The organism is Leucobacter musarum subsp. musarum, from assembly GCF_001273845.1.
Lineage (GTDB): Bacteria > Actinomycetota > Actinomycetes > Actinomycetales > Microbacteriaceae > Leucobacter > Leucobacter musarum.
On record NZ_JHBW01000087.1, the window covers coordinates 504,023 to 529,376 of the forward strand.

The window sequence follows — 25,354 nt, forward strand, 5'->3', positions numbered from 1 at the left end:
AACTCGATTCCACGGAGGTGCGCCGCATGGCGAAACCCCTTGCCCCGATCATTCTGGCCGCCGCGCTGACCGCGCTCCTCGCCGGTTGCAGCACGAGCAGCGCAGCGACTGATGCCGACGCCACCCAGGCCTCCGACTCCTCGGGCGACTGGCCGCGCACGATCACCCACGAATCCGGCGAGACCGAGATCGACGCGGCACCGCTGCGCATCGTCTCCACATCCCCCTCCATCACCGGCAGCCTGCTCGCCATCGATGCACCGCTCGTCGCCTCCGGCGCGACCACGGTCTCCCCATTGACCGACGACCAGGGGTTCTTCACCCAGTGGGCCGAGGTGGCCGAAGACCGCGGCGTCGAGATCGCGTACACCGATCTCACCCTCGACGTCGATGCCGTCGATGCGTTCGAACCCGACCTGATCATCGGCTCCGCGAATGGCGGCGACGCCACCGCCGACGCCTACGATCAGCTTTCCGAGATCGCCCCGACCGTCATGCTCGATTACAGCAGCATCACGTGGCAGGAACTCACGACCGAGCTGGGAGAGATCACCGGGCTCGAAGACGCGGCGGCGGATCGCATCGCCGAGTACGATGATTGGGTCGCCGACCAGGCCACCCGCATTGCGCTCCCGGAGCAGCCGACCACCGCCCTGGTCTACATGGGCGTCGACGGCTCGTGGGCCTTCACGGCCGACAGCCCGCAGGCAGAACTGCTCACGTCGCTCGGATTCACCTACGCACCGGTCGCCGAGAAGTACCAGACCGACGACGCGCAGGGACGCGGCGTCGACGTGCTCACCTCCGAGAACACGTCGGCCGGTCTTGCAGATGCCGAAACCGTGCTCGCTGTCGCCATGGGTGGCGGGGATCCTGCCGCAGACTTCTCCGGCGATCCGTTGCTCGCTAATCAGCCGGCCGTACAGAACGACCGCGTCTTCTCCATGGGTGCACAGGCGTTCCGCCTCGATTACTACAGCGCGAAACTGACCGTCGAGCTGTTGGTCGACACCTTCAGCAACTGACCGCGATGACCATCACCTCACCGGGGCGCCGCGCCGATGCGCACGGCGCCCCGGAGCAGCCCGGACAGCCCTCCGATGCCGCCCCGGCGAGCCCAACATCGCGTACCCGCCGCTCTCCGCGCGGGCGCACCGCGGCGATGCTCGGTGGCGGCGTCGCCCTGCTCGCCGCAGCGTCGGTACTCGGCCTGGGTCTCGGCTCCCACCCGGTGCCGCCCGGAACGGTCGTGCAGGCGCTCGTCGCGTACGACCCGAGCAATGATGCGCACCTGATCGTGGTGCAGTCTCGTCTGCCGCGCATCCTGCTCGGCGCGCTCGTGGGCGCCGCGCTCGGACTCGCGGGGGCGCTCATGCAGTCGATGACGCGCAATCCGCTCGCTGACCCCGGCATTCTCGGAGTCAACGCGGGTGCGTCGCTGTGCGTCGTCGTTGCGATCGCATATTTCGGAGTGCACAGTGTCACTGGGTACATCTGGTTCGCGTTCGCCGGCGCCGCACTCACCGCAGTGCTCGTCTACGCGCTGGGCACGGCACGACGGAGCGCCGCGACGCCGGTGCGCATCGCGCTCGCAGGCACCGCCGTCGCGATCGTCATCTCCGCGCTGACGCAGATGGTACTCATCAGCAACGAGACGAGCTTCACGATCTTCCGGTACTGGGCGCTCGGCTCACTCCAGGGGCGCGGAGCGGATGTCATCTGGTCGGTGCTGCCGTTCATCGCGGTCGGATTGCTCGTGTCCGGTCTGCTCGCGGGGCCGCTCAACGCGCTCGCGCTCGGCGACGATGCCGCGAGTGCCCTCGGTACGCGCGTCGCAGGGACCCGGATCGGCGCCGCAGCAGTGGTCGTGGTGCTCGCCGGTGCCGCCACCGCGGCAGCCGGTCCGATCGGGTTCATCGGCCTGGGCGCCGCGCACATTGCTCGATTCGCTGCCGGCAACGAGCACCGTCGGCTCCTCCCCGCATCGATCGTCGTCGGCGCGGCCCTGCTGGTCACCGCGGATACGCTCGGTCGTGCGCTTGTCGCCCCCGCAGAGCTGCAGACCGGCCTCGCTGCGGCCCTGTTCGGCGCGCCACTCTTCATCGCACTCGTGCGCTCACGCCGGGTCGCCGCACTGTGAGCGGGCAGGTGGTCGCGCAGCGCCGTGCTCCGCGGTCCCGGATCATCGCGCAACTCGGCAGCTGCACGTTTGTGATGCGGCGGCGTCTCGCACGCAGCGTGGCGATCCTCGCCGCCCTCGTGGTCGTCGTCGTGATCGCCGCAGTCATTGTGGGGAGTCAGCGACTCGAACTCACAGAGATCACGGCCGTGCTGACCGGAGACGCCCGACCAGCACTCGAACGCTCGGTGTTCAACCGGCGCCTGCCGCGCGCACTGACCGCCGCGCTCGTCGGCGCGCTGCTCGGAATGAGCGGTGCCGCGTTCCAGTCGCTCTCGCGCAACCCGCTTGGCTCCCCAGACATCATCGGGTTCACTTCAGGCGCGGCGACCGGCGCGGTCTTTCAGATCGTGGTGTTCAACGACGGAATGCTCGCCACCGCGGCCGCTGCCGTGCTCGGCGGTGTGCTGACAGCACTGATCGTGTACGCGCTGTCCCGCCGCGACGGCATCACTGGCGGCCTCCGGCTCGTGCTCGTCGGGATCGGCGTGGGCGCCGTGGTGAGTGCGATCACCGCCCTGCTCATCGCCCGCGCCGACGTCGACGACGCTCTGCTCGCGCAGGTATGGACGTCTGGCTCGCTCATCGGTCGCGGCTGGCCGCACGTGTGGGCCGCCACGGCGGCGCTCGCCGTCGTGCTGCCGTTGCTGCTCTGGCTCGGCCGCGATCTCGCACTCATCGAGATGGGCGACGACAGCGCACACGGGCTCGGGGTACGCGTCGAACGCACGCGATTTCTGGCGATGATCGTCGCCGTCATCGCCGCGGCGGTCGGCACCGCGGCGACCGGGCCCATCGCATTCATCGCGTTCGCATCCGGGCAGATCGCACGCCGGCTCGCCCCGGTTCCCGGAGCCCTCATCGGCCTCTCCGCTCTCGTCGGCGCTGCTCTCCTCGTCGGCGCCGACCTCCTCGCCCAGAATCTCGACATCGGCCTGCGCACGCCGGTCGGGCTCGTCACCAGCGTGCTCGGCGGCGTCTACCTCCTGTGGCTCCTCGCACGCCGCGCTTGAACGGAACTCCATGCACCACGCACCCCCCACCCCACGGCTCGCCGCCGCGCACCTCGACGTCGACTACGGTCACCGGCAAATCATCTCGGACCTCACGTTCGCCGTACCCGACGGTGGGTTCACGGCCGTCATCGGCCCGAACGGGTGCGGCAAATCGACGCTGCTGCGATCCCTCGCCCGCATGATGACGCCGAGCTCGGGAGCCGTCACCCTCGACGACGCCGATCTGTCGGCCATGCGGGTGAAGCAGGTCGCCCGCACCATCGGCACCCTGGCGCAATCTCCGGTCACCCCGGCGGCAATCACCGTGGCCGATCTCGTTGCGCGAGGCCGCAATCCGTATCAGTCGCTGCTGCGCCAGTGGTCTCCCGACGATCAACTCGCCGTCGACGGAGCGCTCGCCGAAGTCGGATTGACCAGTGATGCCGACCGCCTCGTCGAAGAGCTCAGCGGCGGGCAGCGCCAACGCGCGTGGATCGCGATGGCACTCGCGCAAGAAACCCCGATCCTGCTGCTCGACGAGCCCACCACCTACCTCGACATCGCGCACCAAATCGACGTGCTCGATCTCTGTTCCGAGCTGCACGCACGCGGTCGCACACTGGTCGCGGTACTCCACGACCTCAACCTCGCGGCGCGGTACGCCACCCACATCGTCGCGATGCGCGACGGCCGGATCGCCGCCGCGGGCTCCCCCGATGAGGTACTCACGGAACCGACCCTGCGCGAGGTGTTCGGGCTCGACGCGCGCGTCATCGATGACCCGGAGACCGGTCGACCGCTGGTGATCCCGCGCGACCGCCGGAGGCCTCAGAACCACACACCCATGACCGCTGCGGCACCCGTCGCGGCAGAACAGGAGCGCTCATGACGCAGCCCACCCCCGAAAGCTCGACCCCGCTGCAGGAGCGATCCGCCGTGCAGTCGTCTGACCACAACCGAGGCCTCGTGCTCGGCACCGCGACCGTGCGCAGCATCGACGACATCACGGCGGAACTCGCCCGCGTCGTGCTGCACATCGAGGGTCTCTCCGACGAGCCCCTCTGGACCGCACCCAACGTCGCAATTCGTTTCTACCTCGACGACCGATTCGAGGCGTCAACCCGCGTCTACACCGTACGGTCTGCCGATCTGCATGCCAACACGATCGAGGTCGATGTCGTGCGGCACGGTGCGCGCAGCCCCATGATGCAGTGGCTGCAGACGCTGCGCGTCGGCGACACCGTCTCATTCGGCGGCCCCCGTCCACACTTCCCCATCCCGGAAACCGAGGGCCGTGCGGTCGCGATCTTCGCCGACGCGACCGCGATTCCGGCGCTCTACGCGATCCTGATGCAGGCGCGCCCAGGTCTGAGTGGAGTGGGCTGGGTAGCGACCGACGACGCGGTGGCCTTCGGCGAACTCCCCCAGCTACCAGGGCTGGAACTCACACGGGTGGCACCGGGCGCCGGGTTCTCGGAGCAGCTCACGTCGATCGACCTGCCCGGCGAGATGGTGGTGTGGGGCGCCGGCGAGCGCGACGAGATGCGCACCGTGCGGTCGTTCTTCCGTTCGGAGCACGGACTCGCGAAAGACGACGTCGCCGTGTTCGGCTACTGGAAGCGCGGCACGACCAATACGCAGATCGATGAGCAGCGCCTTGCCGCTTACGAGAAACTGCTGGCAGAGGGCGGCTCGCTCACCGAACTCGACGACCTGTCGCTCGCCATCTGACCCGTAACGCGCTGGTTCGGGCGCCTGCATTCCACGGACGCCCGAACTAGCGGGTCAGCGCTGCGCTGCAGTTCAGTTCAGCGCTGCGCGGCGAATCAGTGCTGCGCAGCGCGTCGACGCAGCGCGTCGACGCAGCACGAGCGCGGTAGCACCCACGAGGAGCAGCGCGCCGCCGATGGCGAGCGCGTGCAGCGCCGACGTCGCACCAGTCTGCGCGAGCGCGGCCGTCGTTCCGGCGCCCGCGTTCGAGCCGGCGTCGGAGGCCGAGCCGGAAGCAGAGCCGGAAGCTGCGATGGTCACATCGCCCGACGCTGTTCCCGTCGTCGGGTCGGTACCGTCGGCGTTCACTGCACCGTTCGCCTGCTCACCGTCGACCGGTGCGATCTCGACCGCCGCCCCACCGACCTCGACACCGTTGATCAGCAGCACGACGCGGTGCGCGCCGCTCAGCGACTCGGGCAGGGTCGCGGCCATCGTGAATGCGCCGTCGGCATCGGTCGTCACGTCGGCCAGTTTGACCGGGTCGGAGTGCAGCTCCAGCGAGAATCCGCTCGTGGAGGGCGCAAACCCGGTGCCGTTCACCGAGATCGTGCCACCGGGCACCAGATCGCCCTGCACCGAGAGAGTACCGAGCACCGTCGCCGGGTCGGTGGGCTGCTCGGTTCCGGGCTCTTCCGTGCCGGGTTCTTCGGCCTCCGGCAGCGTCGCCTTGTACGCCATCGCGTAGGCAAGCTTGCCCGGCTTCGCGGCCTCGTACGGCTGCGAAAGCTTGTCCCACTCGCCCTTGTTCTCCTTCTTGCCGTCATTCCACTCGGCGAGTGCGCCGAGATCCGTGGCGGTGAAGCCGCTGTAGACGACGCCATCCTTCGGCAGGGCCACCTGCTGCTCAGAGAGCGCCCGCACGGTTGCGAGGTAGCTCTCGCGATCGCTGCTGTTCCAGCTCGCGAGGTAGTCGGGGTTGCTGTCGCGCAGCCATGCGCCCCAGTAGAACTCCTGGAACGGGATGGTGCCCGACGCGAATCCGATGTCGCGTGCGAAGTACAGCAGGCTGCGGTTCGGGTCGTCTGCGAAGTTCTTTATGCCCACCGCGGCCGGAAGCTGATCGGGGGTGATGGCCGAGCCGTCGACCTGCTCGAGCCACGTCCACTTGTTCGCGATCATCGTCTGCCAGAACTGCTCGGGCGCCTGGTCGGAGAGGTTCGCGACCACGCGCAGACGCACGTGCAGGTCGAGCCCGCCGTCGGGCGTTTCCGTAAGCGACGTGAGGGTGTGGTGCCCGTCGGTGAGGTACGGCACCCCTTCGGGGCCGATGACGACGGTCTTCATCGCCGCCCGGCTCTTGTCGGTCTCGCCGCCCAGCGGCAGTTCGCAGGTGAACGACGCGGGATCGCGGAGCGTCGCCGTCGGTTCGGCGGCGACGGCATCCAACTGTCCGTTGGCCTCGCACCAGTCGCCAAAGCGCTTGTTCACGGCATCCTTGCCCATGGTCGCGTCGTAGCGCCCGAGCTTGTAGTAGATCTCGTCGTAACCGATCGACGGCTGCGTCGGGTGTACGTCACCGATGCGCACGTCGAGCAGATCGCCCGCTTCGGCATCGGCGTAGCCACCCGCAGCGGCGGTCTCGAGAGTCGGCTCGGCAGCCTGCGACGCGCCGGAATCGGTGATGGGGTCGGCGAACGCCGGTGCGGCGACGCCCGCGGCGAGCGGTGCGGCCAGCAGCGCGGTGGCGACGCTGAGCGCCGCGAACCGGCGGCGCGCACGCGGAACGGCAGAATTCGGGGTGGGGAGCACGGAGGCCTTTCCTGATCGAATGTCGGATCGGCGCGACCGTTTCCAGCCGCAACCTCGACCATCATTCCGAGCGTGGATGAACCAGAAGTGTCCCCCCTGCAACCCCGGGGTGAACGGAATCGTTCACCCGCGCGGCCGCTCCGAGTCTGGCTAGTCGCTCAGCACGAACTCCGCGCACACCCCCAGGTGGTCGCTCGCACCGAGGCGCTCGGTCGATGACGCGGTCGCGGTCAGGCCGCGCGTGAGTACGTGGTCGAGGCGGGTCACTGGAAACTCCTCGGGCCAGGAGAACCCGAAGCCACCGTTCGTCTGCCGCGGCTCGGTCAGCAGAGCGGCGATCGGCGCGAACGCGCGATCGTCGGTGCCGGCATTGAAGTCGCCGACGGCGAGGATGCGGGCGCTCCCGTCTGCCCGCACTGTGTCGGCGAGTTCGGCGAGCATGCGATCCCGCGGCCCGTGCTCTCCGATGCGCGCCGACGCGGCGTGCACGACGTACACCTCGACGTCTCCGCCCGGAGCCGCGACCGTTGCGCGCAACGCACGATTCCAACCGAGCCCGAGATCAAGCGGTTCATCGGCGGTAATCGGGTATGCGCTCCACAGCGACACGGACCCCGCTCGCGAGAGATAGGGATACCGCTCGGCGAGCACCGCGTCGACCGCATCGCGCGAACCACCGTCGAGCTCCTGAAAGGCGATGAGATCGGGAGCCGCATCGAGCGCTGCCTGCGCCGTGCCCGCCGGGTCGCCAACGGCACCGTGCAGATTCTGGCTGATCACGCTGAGCGTTCGACCCCCCGCTGCGACGCTCGCGGCGGCGTCTGTGGAGACGCTGAGCGGCAGCACGCGCGGCACGAAGACGACGCACCACGCGATCGCTGCGGCGACGGCCACGATGACAGCAAGGGAGCGGCGGCGCACGAGTGCGGCGATCAGCACGAGCGCAATGGCAATCCCGAACCAGGGCAGTACGGCTTCGACCGCAATCGCCAGGCCGAGCGCATCCGGCAGGAGGTGCGGTACGGCGACGAGCACGCCGAGTATGCCTGCGAACGCAGCCAGAATGATGCCCGGCCGTCGCCGACGTGCGTTTTCGTTCATGGCTGCTCCCTCCGCCCGGATCTCGGCGCGAAGCTCCCGATGCTACCAACGCGGCACAGGCAGTTCCTGGGCAGACGCGGAATGCCTGACCCACACCGGGTTTGCCGATCGGCTGCCCTGCTGTTAGGGTTCCCGTGGTCAGCACGACCCACAACCCAAGCGAGGTGAGCCCGATGTCCAGTGACAGTAATAGTCAGCAGCCGGGCTCCGCGCTCCGGTTCTCGCACGCTCGCTAACGGCACGTACTCCCCCGAGCACGTCTCCGCCGTTCGCTGCGAGGCTCCGCGTCTGCCCGGCTCCCATCCAGCCGCCCGACACTTCTCGGGCGCCGTGGCGCGTTTCTGCGCCCGAGCGAAGGAGTTCTCATGACCACTCAGCCGATCCCCACCATCGATGACCGCTTCGCCGAGATCATCACGCATCTCGACGGCACCGACCTGCCCGCGCTGACGCACGACCTCACGTCGGTCTCAGTCGCGGAGCTCGTGCCGCTGTTCGAGCGCCTCGACCTGCGCCAGCGCGCGGTGCTGTTCCGCCTGCTGGCGAAGCCCCGCGCGATCGAGGTGTTCGAAGCGCTGCCGCCCTCACTCCAGGGCGATCTGCTCGACGGGCTGCAAGATGCCGAAGTCAGTCGGCTCTTCGCCGAGCTCGACCCCGACGACCGGTTGTGGCTGCTCGACGAGGTACCGTCGGTGCTCGCGACCCAGCTGCTGCGCGGGCTGCCCGCAGAGGATCGCGCGCTCACCGCATCCCTGCTGGGGTATCCGCAGGGCAGCGTCGGGCGACGCATGACCCCGGAGTACGTGTCGACCCGCGCCACGCTGACGGTCGCAGAGACCCTCCAGCGCGTGCAAGCGCACATCGATGACGCCGAGACCGTCTACACGATTCCGGTGCTCGACGGCACGCGCACTGTCGTCGGCGTGGTCAGCCTGCGCGAATTGCTCGCGGCGCACTCAGACGCCGTCATTTCGGAGATGATGCGGCCCGTGCACACCGCGGCGGCGACCGAATCCGATGAGACGGCCGCGCGACGCTGCGCCGATCTCTCGCTGCTCGCGCTGCCGATCGTCGACAGCGAGGAGCGCCTCGTCGGCATGCTCACGATCGATGACGCGATCCGCATCCTCGAGAATGTGGAGAGCGAGGACGCCGCGCGTCAGGGCGGCTCCGAGCCGCTGCGCCGCCCCTACCTCTCGACCCCGGTGCGCACCCTGGTGCGCTCGCGCGTGGTCTGGCTGCTCGTGCTCGCGGTGGGCGCGACGCTCACGGTGCAGGTGCTCGAGATCTTCGAGGCGACGATCGAGCAGGTCACCGTACTCGCCCTGTTCGTGCCCCTGCTGATCGGCACGGGCGGCAACACCGGCAACCAGGCAGCGACCACCGTCACCCGCGCACTCGCGCTCGGCGACGTGCGACCGCGCGACATCTTCCGCGTGCTCGCGCGGGAACTGCGCACCGGGGCACTGCTCGGGCTGCTGCTCGGAGCGCTGGGGTTCGGGATCGCCGGGACGCTCTACTCGCTGCCCATCGGGGCCGTGATCGGACTCACGCTGCTCGCCGTCTGCACGGTCGCGGCCGTGGTCGGCGGCTGCATGCCCCTGCTCGCGCGCGCCGTGCGGGTCGACCCTGCAGTGTTCTCGAACCCGTTTATCTCGACGTTCGTCGACGCCACGGGTCTGCTCGTTTACTTCGGCATCGCCTCGGCGGTGCTGCGGCTCTAAACCAGCCGCAGCACCGCCACGGGCGGCAGGGTTACCAGCCCTCGGTGAGCACGCGGTCGAGCGCCGACACCACGAAGTCGGCGCTCTCCGCGGTGAGGCAGAGCGGCGGCTTCACTTTCAGCACGTTCGACCGCTCCGAGGTCGTCAGCACAACGACGCCCAGCTCTTTGAGCCGCTCGCAGATCGCCGCCGCCTCGGCCTTCGCCGGTTCGAGCGTCTCGCGATCCCGCACCAGCTCGACCCCGAGATACAATCCCTCGCCGTGCACTGGGCCGATGATGTCGTGCTGCTCGGCCAGCCCGCGGAATCCGTTCGCCAGGCGCTTGCCGACCACGCGCGCGTTCTCTTGCAGCCCCTCCTCGGCCATCGCGTCGAGCACCGCGATGCCGACGCGGCAGCTCAGCGGGTTGCCGCCGGCCGACGAGAAGAATTGACCCTGGCTCGCCAACGCGTCTGCGACGCGCTTCGACGTGATGACGCCGCCGATCGGAAAGCCGTTGCCCATCGGCTTCGCAATCGTGATGATGTCGGGCACCGCCCCCGACTGCTCGAAGCCCCAAAAGCTCGATCCCATACGACCGAAACCGACCTGCACCTCGTCGGCGATGCACAGGCCGCCGGCGGCACGCACCCGTGCATAGGCATCGACGAGATACCCGTCGGGCAGCAGCACACCACCCGCGTTGCCGAGCACCGACTCGCAGATGAACGCGGCGACGTCGCGACCGTCGGCCGACAGCTCGTCGAGATCTCGACCGAGATCTGCGGCGTACGCGGCGCCGGTGTCGTCGCCCCGATAGGTGCCGCGAAAGCGGTTGGGTACGTCGGCGACGTGTACCCAGTCGGGGCGGTTCTCGAGCGCAAACGGGTTGTCGTAGGCACTCGTCGTCACGGCATCCGACGCCATGGTCCAGCCATGATACGCCTCGCGCAGCGCGACCACGGTCTTGCGGCCGGTCGCCGCCTGCGCGAGTCGGAGGGCGAGATCGACGGCCTCGGAGCCGCTGTTGACGAGGAGCACCGTGTCGAGTTCGCTCTCCGGCGGCACCAGTGCGAGCAGCCGCTCGCTGTACTCGGCGAGCTCGCGGTACAGGAACCGCGAGTTGGTGTTGAGCACGCGGATTTGCCGGTTCACCGCGTCGGCGACGCCCGGGTGGCCGTGGCCGAGCCCGGTGACGTTGTTCACGATATCGATGTACGTGCGGCCCGTCGTATCGACGAGGTGGTGGCGCCAGCCGCGCTCGATCTGCATCGGCCGATCGTAGTAGCGCTCCTGCGCGCTCGCGAAGATCTGTTCGCGGCGGTGCAGCTCGTCACCGGACTCATCCCGCTGGGCGAGGCGCGGCAAGCCCAGTACCAGTGCCGCGTCATGCGTGAAACGGCTCCATGCGGGTACCCTCTCCGGAGCCACGAGCGGGGCGCGACCGGGTTCGGGTTCAGCCACCGCGAAGATGGGCGGTTCGGCGCCGTCGAGCGCCTCGCTGCGACACAGGGTCACTGCGAGGGCGCGGGCGTCTCCGGAGGCGGCGAGGCGCCCGAGCGGGCCACCGGCTGCGACCGCATCGCCCGCTTCGAGCGACGCAGCGACACCATCGATCGCGAGGAACCACCCGCCGTCGAGCTCGAGCAGCAGGCCTTGCTCGGTGGCGACCGCAACCGTCCCTGAGACCGGGGCGGTCACGTCGAGGGCGTCGCCGCCGGCGACCCAGACCTCGGTCGCGATCGGCCAGGTCGCCGCGGCCTCAGTCGCGTCGATCGCTGCACGCGTTAGACGATACACCCCGTACGGGAGCACGGCCGCAGCGTTTCCGGCGCGCAGTGTTGCCGTCACCAGGCTCGCCTCGGCGTCGGGCTCGAGCCACGCGCCAGACGCGAGTGCTTCGGATTCGACGCCCGGATCCACGATCTCGACGTCACCGTCGAGTCCAGGCAAGAGCGCCCGCAGCGGAGCGCTCGCGACCGCCTGGGGCAGCGCCACGAGCTGCAACCCGCTCCCCTGCGCGACGCCCTGGAACCCAAGACGCGCCAGCACCTGCTCCGTCGCCTCGGCGAGCGGCACCGAGGTTGCCGCGTCGAAGATGGCCTGCTCGCCGGCGATGCGGTCGCGGGCGTAGTCGTTGTCGCCGTCGATCTGCAGCTGCCGCCACCCGCTCGCGACGAGCAGTGCGGCCCGCAGCACGACGAGCGGCCACACGGCGCGCGCCTCGGCGGCCGAGAGCGGTGCGTCGCGATGGAACGCGGCGATCGTGTCGAGCAACCGCAGCGGCCGCTCGGGCTCGTGGTGCAGCAGCGAGCTCGCGGTGACCGAGAGCTCGGCGACGCGCCAGCCATACGAGAGGTCGCCGAGGTCGAGCACGGTCGACGGGTGCACGCGCGAGTCATCGCCGCGCACACCCGTCACGTTGTCGTCGGTGAGGTCGCCGTGGATCGCCTGCACCGGCAGCGCATCGACGAGCGGAGCGAGCGCTTCGTCAGCCGCGGTCGCGGCGAGCACTACGCGCTCGTGCAGGTCTTCGTCGGTGATCGCGTCGACCAGCTTCGAGGTCTCGGCGAACGCCACGCGCATGTCCCACATGTGCTCGCGATCGAGCCCGGGGTGGCGCAAGTCGGCGAGCGCATTCGCCGAGGCGGCCGCCAGCGCCCCGAATTCCTCGAGCACGACGGGCGCAAAGTAGCCGAGGTCGACCATCGGCTCGCCTGCGGCGAACTCGCTGCGCCGCACGGCGAAGCCACCCCAGCGCTGCGTCAACTCGCCGTTCAGCCCCGGCAGTACCGGCGCCGCCTGCACGCCCGCAGCGCGATAGGCATCGATCGCCGCGTGCTGCGCGTCACGCGCGTCGTCGGCGAAGATCGGGTTGTCGATGCGCAGCACGCTGCGGGTGCCGTCGGCGGCGGTCAACGCGAAATTGCGATCTTGGTTGCTGCCGAGTTCTGAGGCGGTCACCTCGATCCCGTAGCAGTCGCGGGCAATCGTTACGGCGTCGGCCTCGGTCACAGCGGGTCGCACCAATCCACCCGGTGATGATTCAGTCATCGCGTGGTCTCCATCTCTGATGTCGATGATGTCACTCGTGTGTTGGGTGCTCCATCGCGGTGCGGCGCGGATGCGCGTGCGGTGCGGGGCACTCGGGCTCGGGCCATGGGGCCGCACAAGCCGACGTCGAAGATCGTGGGTGTCGCGGGCGCGGGCCTCCGCTACCCGGCGAGTGCCTGGATGGCCGGGGCCAGCGCCGTGAATGCACGGGTGCGGTGCGAGTGCGCGTCTTTCTCCGTGCTCGTCAGTTCTGCAGCGGATCGCGTCTCGCCCTCCGGCTGGAAGATCGGGTCGTATCCGAAGCCGTGCTCCCCCGCGGGTTCGCGCAGCACCGTCCCCTTCCAGACGCCGAGCTCGCACACATCGCCGTCGCGCGAAGCGCCGGGCAGGGCAAGCGCTGCAGCGCACACGAATCCGCCGGCGCGATGCTCATCTGCGACGTCCGTCAGCTGCCAGAGCAGCAGGTCGACGTTCGCACGATCGTTGCGTGCCGGGCCGCCCCAGCGCGCCGAGAAGATGCCCGGGCAGCCGCCCAGCACGTCGACCGCGATGCCCGAATCGTCGGCAATGGCCGGGAGCCCGGTGTGTTCGGCGGCAGCGCGCGCCTTAATGAACGCATTCTCCTCGAAGCTGAGGCCGTTCTCGACCGGTTCGGGCCCGTCGTAACCGATGAGCTCGATACCCGGGATCAGCGGGCCGAGAATGCGCCGCAGCTCCTCGAGCTTGTGCGCGTTGTGCGAGGCGAGCACGACGGTCGTCATCTCAGCGTCCTTCCGCCAGCGCCGCGCGCTGCAGCTCGGAGAGTTCGGTCGTGCTGACGAGCGCGAGATCGAGCAGCGCATCGAGCTCGTCTCGCTTGAACGGTGCGCCCTCGGCGGTGCCCTGCACCTCGACGAAGTCGCCGGAGCCGGTCACCACCACGTTCATGTCGGTCTCCGCGCGCGAATCCTCGACGTAGGCGAGGTCTGACAGCGGTACCCCGTCGACGATACCGACCGAAATTGCGGCGACGCTGTCGGTGAGCGGCTTCGCCTTCTTCGCGATGAAGCCGCGCTCGCGCGCCCACTCGAGCGCGTCGACGAGAGCGACATACGCTCCCGTGATCGACGCCGTACGGGTGCCGCCATCGGCCTGCAGCACGTCGCAGTCGATGACGATCGTGTTCTCGCCAAGCGCCTTCGTGTCGATGACGGCGCGCAGGCTGCGCCCGATGAGGCGCGAGATCTCGTGGGTGCGGCCGCCAACCTTGCCCTTGATCGACTCGCGCTGCATGCGCTCGTTCGTCGAACGGGGCAGCATCGAGTACTCGGCGGTCACCCAGCCGGTGCCCTTGCCCGCGAGCCAACGCGGCACCCCAGGAGTGAACGACGCCGTGCAGAGCACTTTCGTGTTGCCGAATGAGATCAGCGCGCTGCCCTCAGCCTGCGCGCTCCACCCCCGCTCGATGGTCACGGGGCGGGTCTGCTGCGGGGTGCGCCCATCGGCGCGAAGGGTCTCAGTCATCTGGGGCTCCCGGGGTTCAGGCGGATCGGATACGTGGGTACAGTCTGGCGCGGCTGCCTAGCGCGGCAGGCGAATCGCGCCGGTTTCGAGTCGGTCGACGGCATCGATGCCGATCCCGAGCATGCGCCTCGCGAGCTCGACGAATGCAGCGGTATCGGGCCCGGTCGCCTCGTAGCGCAGCTCGGGCTCACCCGACCCGGTTGGGCGCAGCAGCCCGCGATCGGTGAGCACCTGGAAGACCTCGTTCGCAGTCTCGATGTCGCTCGATACAAGGGCCACATCGGGGCCGACGACCTGGCGAATCGCACCGCGCAGGAACGGGTAGTGGGTGCAGCCGAGCACGAGGGTGTCGATGCCCTCGGCGACGAGCGGCGCCAGGTATTGCTCAGCGACTTCGTGCACTCGAGCACCGCTCGTCTCCCCCGATTCGACGAGTTCGACGAACTGCGGGCACGCGGCAGAGGTGAGGGCGATCTCGGGCCGCATGGCGAAGAGGTCATCGTAGGCGCGCGATTGAATCGTGCCCTGTGTGCCGATGAGCCCGACGCGTTGATTGCGGGTGATCGATGCCGCGCTGCGCACGGTCGGGCCGATGACCTCGACCACGGGAACGTCGTATCGTTCACGGGCGTCACGCAGCACGGCAGCCGACGCGGTGTTGCAGGCGATCACGAGCATCTTGACGCCCTGATCGACCAGCCCGTCGAGAATTTCGAGCGCGAAGCGTCGCACCTCGGCGATCGGCCGGGGCCCGTAGGGGGTGCGTGCCGTGTCGCCGACATAGATCATGGACTCGCTGGGCAGCTGGTCTCGGATTGCACGGGCGACCGTCAACCCGCCGACTCCGGAGTCGAACACCCCGATGGGCGCGAACGCGTCAGAAGCTTGCGAACTCACTCGACCAGACTACCCGAGGGGCGTCGAAGCCGGTGCGGGGGCCGAATCTCCGAGCGCGGCGAGTTTGATCCAGGTGTGCCGATGCAACTCGGTCAGACCCGCACTCGCGATACCCGCGTAGTGCGCTTTCGCGCCGTACCCCTTGTTCGACGCCCAAGCGTACTCCGGGTGCGCCTCATCCGCGTCGCGCATCAGGGCGTCGCGCGCCACTTTTGCTCGCACCGAAGCTGCAGCGACACTCGCGCAATCGCGATCGGCGCCTACTCGGGTGCGCACATCGAGCGGGGCGCGCAGCACGCCCGACAGCCAGTCGTGCGATCCGTCGAGCAGGATCACCGCTCGTTCGACCGGCACACCCGTCGAGCGCAGTTCGAGTAGCGCGCGCCGCGCCGCATGGCCCAGCATTGCGGTGATGCCCTGGGCATCAATCTCTTCGGCGCTGGCGAACCCGACCGCCCCACTGCCCCACTCGCGTACGAGCGGTTCCAGAGCGTCGCGCCGCTTCTCGCTGAGCAGTTTGGAGTCACGCAGCCCGTCAGGAAAGCCATCGGTGCCCGCCGTGACCGCATGCACGCCCACGGCGACCGGGCCGGCGATCGCGCCTCGACCGACCTCATCGATACCGATGACGATCTCGGCGCCCTCGGAGAAGTATGCGTGCTCGACATCGAGCGTCGGATCTTTCGATCGAGTCGCGGCAGCGTCGCCCGCCAACGGCTACTTCGCCTTCGCCGCGTCGACGCCGGTGAAGGTACCTTCGGGAGTACCGAGCCAGGTGAAGTGGTTGAGCGGCCAGTTCAGCACGAATGCGCGGCCGACGACCTCATCATCGGGCACGAAGCCCTTGCCCGGCTGGTCTTGGTTGTAGCGCGAGTCCTTGCTCTGATAGCGATTGTCACCCATGACCCAGAGCGAGCCCTCGGGCACGGTGACGTCGAAGTCGATCGCCGATGCTCGGTCTTCACCTTCGGGCTTCACGATGTAGGGCTCATCGATCGGCACACCGTTGACCATCACGCGGCCCTGGGCGTCGCAGCATTCGACGTGGTCGCCACCGATGCCGATGACGCGCTTCACCACGTACTCGTTGCTGGTGTCGGCTGCGAGGCCGACCGACTGCAGCACGCGTTCGAAGCCCTGCGGAGGCTCCGTGCTGCGCGGGTAGAGCCACCCGCCAGGATCTTTGAAGACCACGATATCGCCGCGCTGCACGGGCACGAGGTCGGGAACGAGCTGGTTCACCAGGATGCGATCGTCGATCTGCAGCGTATTCTCCATCGACTCCGACGGAATGAAGAAGCTGCGCACGAGGAAGGTCTTCAGCAGGAATGACACCAGGAATGCCACGACCAGAATGACGAGCAGGTCACGGAGAAAACCGACGACGCCTCCCCGCCGGGTTCGACGCGTTGAGGTCGATGCCTCGGCTTCACTCATGTGGGTGCCCCTGTCGATGGGTGTGGTGCTGCGGTGGTGCGGATACTCAGGTCTCGCCTACCGGTGAGACACTTCAGGCTCCCACCCTATTGCCGGGGGGAGCCTGAGAGCGTGTCGGCATGCCGTGGACATGCCGTGAGTGAAGCGTTCGATTAGAAGCGCTTCTCCTTGATCTTCGCCTTCTTGCCGGTGAGGCCGCGCAGGTAGTAGAGCTTGGCGCGACGCACGTCACCGCGGGTAACGACCTCGATCTTGTCGATCGCGGGCGAGTGCACGGGGAACTTGCGCTCCACGCCGACCTGGAAGCTGATCTTGCGAACGGTGAAGGTCTCGCGAACGCCCTCGCCGTGGCGGGAGATCACGATGCCCTGGAACACCTGGACACGCGAGCGGTTGCCCTCGATGATGTTCACGTGCACCTTGACGGTGTCACCGGCACGGAACTCGGGGATGTCGCTCTTGAGCGACGCGGCATCGACGTGGTCGAGCTTCTGCATGGTTGTCTACTCTCTGCGCCCGCCGCAAGTCGGAACGCGGATATCGAAAAAGTACTGAGGTGTTCGGCTCACGGTTCGTGCGGACCCTCGCGGCAGTGCCGCACCGTGGCACAAGGATCAATTATGCCACACTTCGGGGGCCCGACGCACCGTCTGCCTGCACATCCTCACGCAGTCGGCCCACCACCCGGTGCCGCGCGACGACAAACCCCGCGTTTCGCGAGACCTCGAGCAGTTCGAGGTCGAGCCGCCTGGGCAGCAGCGGCCGGCCCGCCCCCAGGGTCACCGGGGCGATGGAGGTGAGCACCTCATCCAGTGCGCCGAGGTCGGCGAACTGCCCGGCCAGGTCTCCGCCGCCGACCACCCAGAGGTCGCGCTCCCCCGCCGCCGCGTGCAACTCTTCGAGCGCATCGGCGATGCTGCCGCGGCGAAACCGCACGTCGGGCGCGCCGCCATGACTCGTGCGGGTCGGCAGCGGAAGTTCGCGCGTCGTGAACACGAATGCGGGCAGGTCGTACCCCCACTCGCCGTTCTCGTGTGCCAACACCCACTCGTAGGTCGTCGAACCCATGACGATCGCGCCGACGCCGCCGAGGAACGTCGAGTAGTCGCCCGGGCCGCCCTCCTCCAGGTCTTGGCGCAGGAGCCAATCAAGCGAGTCATCGGGATCAGCAAGAAACCCGTCGAGGGTGGTCGCGGTGTAGAAGATCGTGCGGGTCATGCGCGGCTCGTTTCACGGGAATGCGGGGTGTTCAGGGCGCTTCCAGTGTGACTCAGGCCACCGACATTGATAGATATTCATTCGACTGCGTCAGGACTGGCAGCCACGCGCGCGCATCACGCAACGCGCTGCACGGATGCCGAGACGGCATCCGGGGCTGCATGAACGGCCAGAAATGGCCGTTCACCTGACTGCGTCAGGACTGGCAGCCCGGGCACCAATAGAGTTTGCGGGCGCCGAATTCCTCGAGCACGATGTTCGTGCCGCATCGCTTGCAGGGCGTGCCCTCCAGCTTGTACACCGAGTGCCGCTCGTCGCGCTCCTCGAGCGCTCGCTGATACGCCTCACCGGTCAGCCCATCGATGGTGATCATCTGCCCCACCGTGATGCCGATCTGCAGCAGGTGCGCCCAGTCATCCCACAGCGCTTCGAGCACCGTACGGTCGATCGCGTTCGCAGGCGTGTGCGGGTTCAGCTCTGCACGGAACAGCATCTCGGCCCGGTACACGTTGCCGATTCCCGCGATCACCGACTGATCCATGAGCACCAGACCGATGGGCGTCTTCTTGCGCAGTGCTCGCGCGACGAAACGCTCCCGCTCCTCAGGGGTGTTCGCATTCGCCGGGTCGGGTCCGAGCTTCAATACGACCGCGTCGACCTCGGCAGGAGTGAGCACCTCGCACGCGGTGGGGCCGCGCAGGTCGGCGCACACCCGATCGTTCAGCAGACGCACACGCACCTGACCGACCGGCTCGGGCGGAAACTCTGCGGAGGCATCGGATGCGCGATCCGACTCGGCCATGCGCACCCGACTGCGGCGCGGCGCCCCGATAGAGGTCACTGAGTCCTCGGCATCACGGTCGAGAGGCCGGGCCTGATCGGGCCGCGAGTACTCGCCGGTCTGACCCAGCTTGGAGTGCCCAGGGGTCTGGCCGTGAATCTGAATCGACGCGTCGACCCGCACGTCTCCGGCGAAGTCCCAGGCGCCGTAGATGCCGAGATGCACGCGCAGCCAGTGCCCGCCCGCAAATTCGAGGAACATCTGCTTGCCGACGGCGCGCGCATCGGTCATTTCACGGCCGCTCAACAACGCGGCGCCCTGAGCGAAGCGCCCTTGGGGGCTCGTCACCTCAGGCGCGGTGCCAACGAAGTTGACGGCGAACTGCCGAGCGATGCGGTGTACGGAGTGGCCCTCGGGCATTAGAGGCTGTCGACCTGCTTGCCGACGATCTCACCCGTGCGCTCGTACTCGCCGAGCTGCCCGATGCGTCGCACGTGGCGCTCGTCTCCGGGGAACGGCGTCGAGATGAACAGCTCGATGAATCGAATCGCGTCGGCGACCTCGTGCTGGCGCGCGCCGATCGAGATCACGTTGGCGTTGTTGTGCTCGCGCGCGAGCGTCGCCGTCGATTCGTTCCACACGAGCGCGGCGCGAATGCCCTCGACCTTGTTCGCTGCCATCTGCTCACCGTTGCCCGACCCGCCGAAGACGACACCCAGCGCTTCGACACCTGCTCGCTCGTCGCGAGCGACTCCCACGGCGGCGTTGATGCAGAACGACGGGTAGTCGTCGAGCGCGTCGTACTCGGCAGGCCCGTGATCGATGACTTCGTGCCCCAGCCCACTCAAGTGGTGCTGCAACTGCTGGCTGAACTCGAGCCCGGCGTGGTCCGTGGCGACGTGAATACGCATGGGGTCAATGCTACCGGTGCGCGGAAGCTCAACGGCCCCGCGCACCGGTGACACGAGTCAGAACTGCGGCCCCTGAGTACGACCGCGCTTCAGCTCGTAGAATCCCGGCACACTTGCCGCCGCAACAATGCCGTCCCAGAGCGTGAGCGCCTGCTCGCCCTGCGGAGCCGGCGTGACGACGGGACCGAAGAAGGCCACGCCATTGACCGAGATCACGGGGACCCCAACGTCGGGCCCGGCGATCTCGAGTGCGTGCGCCGTGTTGCCGCGCACCTCGTCGTCGTACTGCTCATCGTCGGCGGCTGCAGCGAACGCCGCATCCAGGCCGAGTGCCGCAAGCGCATCGGTCAGGAGGGCGTCGAAGTCATCGCGGCCGCCGGGGTGAATCGCTGTACCGAACTCCGTGTAGAGCTTGCCGACCATCTCGGCTCCGTGCTCGCGACCGACGGCGACGGCGACGCGGCCCAAACGATGGCCGTGACGCATGGCCTCATCGTACGGCCCGGGCTCATTGCCCTCGTTAATCACCTTCAGGCTCACCGGATGCCAGACGACGTCGAAGCCGCGCTGCTCGGCGACACTCGAGACCCATCGGCTCGTCATCCAGCACCACGGGCAAATCGGGTCGAACCAGAATTCGACAGACGGCTGCGCTGACGGCGATGCGATTTCGGTGCTCATGCGGCTCAGCCTACTCGCGGGCCGACGGGAACCGGGAAGAGTTGTTCGATGCGTTCGCGCTGGGCGTGATCGGGGCGCCACCGCTCCCCTGCCCGGGCGTTCTGTCGCACCTGCTCAGGCGTCGTGGCCCCGGCGATGACGCTCGTGACGGGCGCATGATCGAGCAGCCAGCCGAGCGTTGCTTCCAGCATCGTGACGCCCCATTCGGCGCAGTGCGCCCGATAGGCATCGAGCGCGTCCCAGTCGGCCTGTTCGGCGACGTGGGGGCGTTGCCGCATGATGCGACTGTCGGCGGGAAATCGCGTGCGAGTGAATTTGCCGGTCAGCAAGCCGTTGGCGAGCGGGAAGAACGGGAGAAACCCGAGGCCGAGATCGCGGGCCGCCGGCACGACGTCTCGGTCGGCGTCACGCTGCACGAGGCTCAGCTCGTTTTGCGCCGAAACGAACGCGCCCGTGCCGAGTTCAGTCGCGGCTTCAGCGGCGAGACGCATCTCGTCAGCGCTGAAGTTGGAGTGCCCGAACGCGCGAATCTTGCCCTCCCGCACCAGCTCGTCGAGTGCCGCGATAGTGACCGAAATGGGCGTCGACGGGTCAGGCACATGCAGTTGGTAGAGATCGATGCGGTCGGTCCGCAGGCGGCGCAGCGATCCTTCAATCGACGCACGAATGAACTCCCGCGAGCCGCGAGCACCGGCATAGGGGGCGTCGGCGTCGGGGTGCCCAAACTTCGTGGCGAGCACGATCTCATCGCGCCTGGAGCCAAGCGCACGCCCCATCATCTCCTCGCTGCGCCCGAAGGCGTACCCGTAGAGATCTGCGGTATCGAAAAGGCTGATGCCTGCGTCGATCGCGGAGCCGATCACCGCGTCAGTGCCGGATTGCGTCTCAGTTGCGGCACCGGGACGCCCGAAGTTGTTGCAGCCGAGGCCGACGGTCGAGACGAACAGGTCAGAGGCACCGAGCTGGCGTTGCATGGCTTCCACTGTAGAGGAGCGGCGAACGGCTGCGCGGGCGCACACGGGTGTCGGCGCCGACTTCTCCGGCGGCCGCATGAATTTCTTCAAACGCGCGTCACGATCCGCTCGTGCCTCCGTATTACGAGTGACCACCGGGCGTTGCACGAGCCCGGTGACGACCGAACGAAGGAAGATCCATGCACGCCACATCAGATGCCTCGCCAATGCAGACCACTCGCCGCACCCGCGGAAAGACAGCGGTGGCGATGCGCCGGCTCATCGATTGGGCCGTGCGCGATCGCGGTGACATCGTGTTCACGATCGCCTGAGCCGCGTCGTTCCGAGCGGGATGATAGGCGCCGGGCCTAGGCTGGGCGCATTACGTATTCCCGATCGTCAGGAGCTTCAGTGCCAGGAACGAACCTCACCCGTGCGGAGGCGCAGGAGCGCGCCGCAGTCGTCTCGACGGATCGCTACGAGGTCGCCCTCGACCTCACGACCGGCGCGCAGAATTTCGCCGCCGTCACCACGATTCACTTCAGCGGCACCGCCGGGGCGTCCACGTTCATCGACCTCATCGCCGACTCGGTAGAGAGCGTCGAGTTGAACGGTGCCGCGCTCGACCCGGCCGAGGTCTTCGCCGATTCGCGCATCCAGTTGCCCGGTCTCGCCGCCGAGAACGTGCTCAGGATCGCCTCGACGCAGCGCTACACCAATACGGGTGAGGGGCTGCACCGCTTCGTCGATCCCGCCGATGGCGAGGTCTACCTCTACTCGCAGTTTGAGGTGCCCGACTCGCGCCGCATGTTCCCGGTCTTCGAACAGCCCGATCTGAAGGCAACGTTCGCATTCACCATCACCGCGCCCGCACGCTGGCACGTGGTCAGCAACCAGCCGACCCCCGAGCCCGCCGATGCCGGTGTCAAGGCCGCTGCGCAGGGCGAGGATTGGGCCGAGCAGGCCATCGCGACCTGGTCATTCGAGCCGACGCCCGTGATGTCGAGCTACATCACGGCGCTCATCGCCGGCCCCTACCACGTCGTGCGTTCCGAGCTCACGAGCCGAGACGGTCGCACCATTCCGCTCGGTGTCTTCTGCCGCGAGTCGCTCGCACCGCACCTCGATGCCGACTACATCTTCGACAAGACCCGCGAGGGTTTCGAGTTCTTCGAAGAGCAGTTCGACTACGCCTACCCGTTCGACAAGTACGACCAGCTGTTCGTGCCCGAGTACAACATGGGTGCGATGGAGAACGTCGGCGCGGTGACCTTCACCGAGGCGTACGTCTTCCGCAGCCAGGTGACCGACGCGATGCGCGAGCGTCGCGTGGTCACGATCCTGCACGAACTCGCGCACATGTGGTTCGGCGACCTGGTGACGATGCGGTGGTGGAACGACCTGTGGCTCAACGAGTCGTTCGCCGAGTACATGTCGACGCTGGGTGTCGCCGAGGCCACCGAATGGACCGACTGCTGGACGACGTTCGTCGCTTCGGAGAAGTCGTGGGCGTACCGGCAGGATCAGCTGCCCTCCACGCACCCGATCGTCGCCCCGATCCGCGACCTCGAAGACGTGCTCGTCAACTTCGACGGCATCACGTACGCGAAGGGCGCGTCGGTGCTCAAACAGCTCGTCGCCTGGGTGGGTCGCGAGCCCTTCATGCAGGGCGTGCACGACTACTTCGTGAAGCACCACCACTCGAACACCGAGCTGCCCGACCTGCTCACGGAGCTCGAAGCCCGCAGCGGCCGCGACCTCACCGGCTGGTCGAAACTGTGGCTCGAGACCGCAGGCGTCAACACGCTGCGCCCGGAGTTCGAGCTCGATGCCGACGGCCGCTACGCGAGCTTCGCCATCGCGCAGTCGGCGATCGCCGAGTACCCCACGATCCGTCCGCATCGCATCGCCGTCGGACTCTACGAGGTCGAGGGCGACGTGCTGCGCCGTACGCAGCGCATCGAACTCGATGTGGATGGCGATCACACCGACGTCGCCGAACTGGTCGGAGTGGCGCAGCCTGCGCTACTGCTACTGAACGACGACGATCTGACCTACGCGAAGATCCGCCTCGACGAGCGCTCACTCGAAACGGCTGCGGCGCACCTCGGCAGCGCCGAGGATTCGCTCGCACGCGCGCTGCTCTGGGGCACGCTTTGGGATGCGACGCGAGACGGTGAGTTCCCGGCGAGTCGGTTCATCGACATCGTGCTCGCGCACATCGGCCGCGAGACGGCATCGACCACGCTGCGCACCCTGCTCGGCCAGCTGCTGCTCTCGGCGGCGAGCTATGTGGCGCGCGATCGACGCGAGGCGACCGGGGCGAAGGTCGCGGATGCGCTGTGGGAGCTCGCGGCGAACGCCGAGGCGGGTTCCGACCGACAGTTCCAGTTCGTGAAGTCGTTCGCGCAGGCTGCCACGAGCGCCGCACAGCTCGATATCGTGCAGGCTCTGCTCGACGGCGACCGTTCGCTCGACGGGCTGGCGATCGACACCGACCTCGGGTGGGAACTGCTCTATTCGCTCGCCGCGGGCGGCCGCGCCACCGACGCGCAGATCGATGCGCGACTCGCGGAGGATCGCACGGCGAACGGCAACCAGTCGGCAGCGCACGCGCGCGCGGCTCTGCCGTCGGCCGATGACAAGGCACGCGCCTGGAGTTCGGTGTTCGACGATGCCGACAAACCGAACGCGATCGTACGCGCCACCGCTGCCGGGTTCACCCATGCGCACGACCTCGCCGTGCTCGAACCGTACGTCGAGCGCTTCTTTGCCGCGCTGCTGCCGATCTGGGAGTCGCGCAGCTACGCGATCGCTGAAGAGCTCGTCGAGGGCTTCTACCCGGCGGAGCTCGCGAGCGAGGCGCTCGCCCAGGCGACTCGTGCGTGGCTCGAAGCGAACGGCGATGCACCGGCGGCCCTGCGCCGCATGGTTTCTGAGCACCTTTCGGGAGTCGAGCGCGCGCTGCGCGTGCAGGCGGCCGACCAGGAGGCCTAAATGGAGGGCGACGGTGTCGAGGAGGCAGTCGGGAGTGCGTTCCACGACTTCCTGACCACGTATCAGGTGCCGCTCACGATCGCGCTCATCGTGATCGTGGCGGTGCTCCTGAACTGGCTGCTGCGCAAGCTCCTGATGCGCACGGTCACGCATGTGGTGCGCGGAGTCAAGAAAGCGCAAGACGTCGACACGACATCTGAGATGCGCGCGGCGCCCTACGTGAGCGCACGCGCCGTGCAGCGCACGCGCACCCTCGGCACCGTCGGCCGCGCAGTGATCACCTGGGCGATCGTGGTGATCGCACTGATCCTGATCCTCAGTCAGCTCAACGTCGATCTGGGCGCGCTGCTCACCTCTGCGGGCATCGTCGCCGCCGGCCTCGCCTTCGGGGCCCAGAACATCGTGAAAGATATCTTGAACGGCGTCTTCATGGTGTTCGAGGATCAACTCGGCGTCGGCGACGTCGTCACGATCGGCACGGTGAGCGGCACGGTCGAAGACGTCGGCATCCGCGTGACACAGGTGCGCGCGATCGATGGCACGCTCTGGTTCATTCGCAACGGCGAAATCCTCACCCTGGGCAACGCCTCGCAAGGGTGGGGCCAGGCCGTCATCGACGTGACCGTTGACGCCCGACAGGATCTTGCGCACGTCACCGAGGTCACCCTCGATGCGGCGAAAGAGCTGCTGCGTTCCGAGCGCTACGCCCGCAAGGTTACCGGTTCGCCCGAACTGCTCGGCCTCGAAAGCATCTATGGCGACCGCGCGACGCTGCGACTCACTGTGCGTACGCGGCCCGAAGCGCAGTGGGAGGTGCAGCGCGGCATCCGAGCCGAACTGCGCCGCAAGTTCCGCGAGCACGACATCACCCTGGCAGACGAGCTACCGAAGCCGCCCGGAGGCGCAGCATGACCAGCATTCCATTGACCCCCGGCGGCTCCGGCACTCACTCCGCGCCGAATCCGCAGCAGGCCGCCGCACCCACTGCACCCGCGAAACTCACGCTGCGGTCGGGCGAGCATGGAGACGCGGTAACCGACACCGTGTGGGCTCAGGTCGGCGGCACTCCCACGTTCGAGATCATCGCCGAGGCGTTCTACCGCGGGGTGCGCACCGACGAGGTACTCGCCCCGATGTATCCCGATGACGACTGGGAAGGTGCTACTTGGCGCCTGCGCGCCTTTCTCGAACAGTACTGGGGCGGGCCGACGACCTATTCCGAGCAGCGCGGACACCCGCGACTGCGCATGCGGCATCAGCCGTTCGCGGTCACTCCGGATGCGCGCGAGCGCTGGCTGCGTCACATGCACGCGGCGCTCGACGAGGCCGCACTGCCGCCGATGCATGACGCTGCATTCCGCGACTACGTGGAACGCGCCGCGACCGCGATGGTGAACCGCTTCGAATGAGCTGTTTACGGC

The 25,354-nt window shown here is 68.1% G+C and carries 24 protein-coding genes; 10 read left to right on the top strand and 14 right to left on the bottom strand.

Annotated features, from left to right (window positions below; translation table 11 throughout):
* The first annotated feature begins 26 nt into the window (after positions 1–26).
* The 5 genes from fepB (at position 27) to CH42_RS11350 (ending at position 4,905) form a co-directional block, all read left to right on the top strand.
* Entirely contained in the window at positions 27–1,025 is a 999-nt protein-coding gene (gene fepB / locus CH42_RS11330) for a Fe2+-enterobactin ABC transporter substrate-binding protein (RefSeq protein WP_075205350.1), read from the top strand.
* 5 nt (positions 1,026–1,030) lie between these two features.
* Entirely contained in the window at positions 1,031–2,140 is a 1,110-nt protein-coding gene (locus CH42_RS11335) for a FecCD family ABC transporter permease (protein ID WP_082309411.1), read from the top strand.
* A 74-nt stretch (positions 2,141–2,214) separates the two neighbouring features.
* Positions 2,215–3,192 carry a FecCD family ABC transporter permease gene (locus CH42_RS11340; RefSeq protein WP_053353605.1) on the top strand — a complete coding sequence of 326 codons (978 nt, stop codon included), beginning with the start codon at positions 2,215–2,217 and terminating at the stop codon, positions 3,190–3,192.
* A 10-nt stretch (positions 3,193–3,202) separates the two neighbouring features.
* Complete coding sequence (locus CH42_RS11345; RefSeq protein WP_053353249.1) at positions 3,203–4,063, top strand: ABC transporter ATP-binding protein; 861 nt, start codon at positions 3,203–3,205, stop codon at positions 4,061–4,063.
* On the top strand, positions 4,060–4,905 hold the full coding sequence (locus CH42_RS11350; protein ID WP_053353250.1) for a siderophore-interacting protein: 846 nt from the start codon (positions 4,060–4,062) through the stop codon (positions 4,903–4,905). The genes CH42_RS11345 and CH42_RS11350 overlap by 4 nt, the downstream gene beginning before the upstream one ends.
* Before the next feature lie 72 nt (positions 4,906–4,977).
* On the opposite strand, the gene CH42_RS16060 is transcribed toward CH42_RS11350, so the two are convergent.
* Positions 4,978–6,696 (bottom strand): ParB/Srx family N-terminal domain-containing protein, encoded by a 1,719-nt coding sequence (locus tag CH42_RS16060; RefSeq protein WP_075205351.1) that lies wholly within the window; start codon positions 6,694–6,696, stop codon positions 4,978–4,980.
* Between the two features lie 150 nt (positions 6,697–6,846).
* Complete coding sequence (locus CH42_RS11360) at positions 6,847–7,797, bottom strand: endonuclease/exonuclease/phosphatase family protein (protein ID WP_053353251.1); 951 nt, start codon at positions 7,795–7,797, stop codon at positions 6,847–6,849.
* Positions 7,798–8,162: 365 nt separating this feature from the next.
* Between CH42_RS11360 and mgtE the strand changes: the two genes are divergently transcribed.
* Positions 8,163–9,521 carry a magnesium transporter gene (gene mgtE / locus CH42_RS11365; RefSeq protein WP_053353252.1) on the top strand — a complete coding sequence of 453 codons (1,359 nt, stop codon included), beginning with the start codon at positions 8,163–8,165 and terminating at the stop codon, positions 9,519–9,521.
* A 31-nt stretch (positions 9,522–9,552) separates the two neighbouring features.
* Here mgtE and CH42_RS11370 read toward each other — a convergent pair whose 3' ends face one another.
* The 12 genes from CH42_RS11370 to CH42_RS11425 all read right to left on the bottom strand — a co-directional run bounded on the left by CH42_RS11370 (position 9,553) and on the right by CH42_RS11425 (position 20,957).
* On the bottom strand, positions 9,553–12,555 hold the full coding sequence (locus CH42_RS11370) for an aminotransferase (RefSeq protein ID WP_053353253.1): 3,003 nt from the start codon (positions 12,553–12,555) through the stop codon (positions 9,553–9,555).
* A gap of 161 nt (positions 12,556–12,716) precedes the next feature.
* Positions 12,717–13,316, bottom strand: coding sequence for an RdgB/HAM1 family non-canonical purine NTP pyrophosphatase (rdgB, locus tag CH42_RS11375; protein WP_053353254.1), 600 nt, complete (start codon positions 13,314–13,316; stop codon positions 12,717–12,719).
* Position 13,317: 1 nt separating this feature from the next.
* On the bottom strand, positions 13,318–14,058 hold the full coding sequence (gene rph, locus CH42_RS11380) for a ribonuclease PH (protein WP_053353255.1): 741 nt from the start codon (positions 14,056–14,058) through the stop codon (positions 13,318–13,320).
* A gap of 57 nt (positions 14,059–14,115) precedes the next feature.
* Positions 14,116–14,955, bottom strand: a complete 840-nt coding sequence (murI, locus tag CH42_RS11385; RefSeq protein ID WP_053353256.1) for a glutamate racemase — start codon at positions 14,953–14,955, stop codon at positions 14,116–14,118.
* A gap of 9 nt (positions 14,956–14,964) precedes the next feature.
* Entirely contained in the window at positions 14,965–15,669 is a 705-nt protein-coding gene (locus CH42_RS11390; protein WP_053353257.1) for a ribonuclease HII, read from the bottom strand.
* A 3-nt stretch (positions 15,670–15,672) separates the two neighbouring features.
* Positions 15,673–16,392, bottom strand: a complete 720-nt coding sequence (gene lepB / locus CH42_RS11395) for a signal peptidase I (protein WP_053353258.1) — start codon at positions 16,390–16,392, stop codon at positions 15,673–15,675.
* Between the two features lie 152 nt (positions 16,393–16,544).
* The gene (gene rplS, locus CH42_RS11400; protein ID WP_053353259.1) at positions 16,545–16,889 is read right to left on the bottom strand and encodes a 50S ribosomal protein L19; all 345 of its coding nucleotides are present in this window, start codon (positions 16,887–16,889) and stop codon (positions 16,545–16,547) included.
* Between the two features lie 121 nt (positions 16,890–17,010).
* Positions 17,011–17,610, bottom strand: coding sequence for a dihydrofolate reductase family protein (locus CH42_RS11405; RefSeq protein ID WP_053353260.1), 600 nt, complete (start codon positions 17,608–17,610; stop codon positions 17,011–17,013).
* Between the two features lie 196 nt (positions 17,611–17,806).
* Positions 17,807–18,811: an Fpg/Nei family DNA glycosylase gene (locus CH42_RS11410; protein WP_053353261.1), complete on the bottom strand. Its 1,005-nt coding sequence runs from the start codon at positions 18,809–18,811 to the stop codon at positions 17,807–17,809.
* Complete coding sequence (locus CH42_RS11415) at positions 18,811–19,302, bottom strand: ribose-5-phosphate isomerase (protein WP_053353606.1); 492 nt, start codon at positions 19,300–19,302, stop codon at positions 18,811–18,813. Before CH42_RS11415 ends, CH42_RS11410 begins: the two co-directional genes overlap by 1 nt.
* 57 nt (positions 19,303–19,359) lie before the next feature.
* Entirely contained in the window at positions 19,360–19,983 is a 624-nt protein-coding gene (locus CH42_RS11420) for a DsbA family protein (RefSeq protein ID WP_053353262.1), read from the bottom strand.
* Positions 19,984–19,988: 5 nt separating this feature from the next.
* Positions 19,989–20,957: an aldo/keto reductase gene (locus CH42_RS11425; protein ID WP_053353263.1), complete on the bottom strand. Its 969-nt coding sequence runs from the start codon at positions 20,955–20,957 to the stop codon at positions 19,989–19,991.
* A 179-nt stretch (positions 20,958–21,136) separates the two neighbouring features.
* Here CH42_RS11425 and CH42_RS17040 point away from each other — a divergent pair, with 179 nt between their 5' ends.
* From CH42_RS17040 to CH42_RS11440, 4 genes are all read left to right on the top strand, one after another.
* A complete protein-coding gene (locus tag CH42_RS17040) occupies positions 21,137–21,268 on the top strand; it encodes a hypothetical protein (RefSeq protein ID WP_275575615.1) in 132 nt (43 codons plus the stop codon).
* Positions 21,269–21,347: 79 nt separating this feature from the next.
* The gene (pepN, locus tag CH42_RS11430) at positions 21,348–23,933 is read left to right on the top strand and encodes an aminopeptidase N (RefSeq protein ID WP_053353264.1); all 2,586 of its coding nucleotides are present in this window, start codon (positions 21,348–21,350) and stop codon (positions 23,931–23,933) included.
* A complete protein-coding gene (locus CH42_RS11435) occupies positions 23,934–24,845 on the top strand; it encodes a mechanosensitive ion channel family protein (protein WP_053353265.1) in 912 nt (303 codons plus the stop codon).
* On the top strand, positions 24,842–25,342 hold the full coding sequence (locus tag CH42_RS11440) for a globin (protein ID WP_082309412.1): 501 nt from the start codon (positions 24,842–24,844) through the stop codon (positions 25,340–25,342). The genes CH42_RS11435 and CH42_RS11440 overlap by 4 nt, the downstream gene beginning before the upstream one ends.
* The last annotated feature ends 12 nt before the right edge of the window (positions 25,343–25,354 follow it).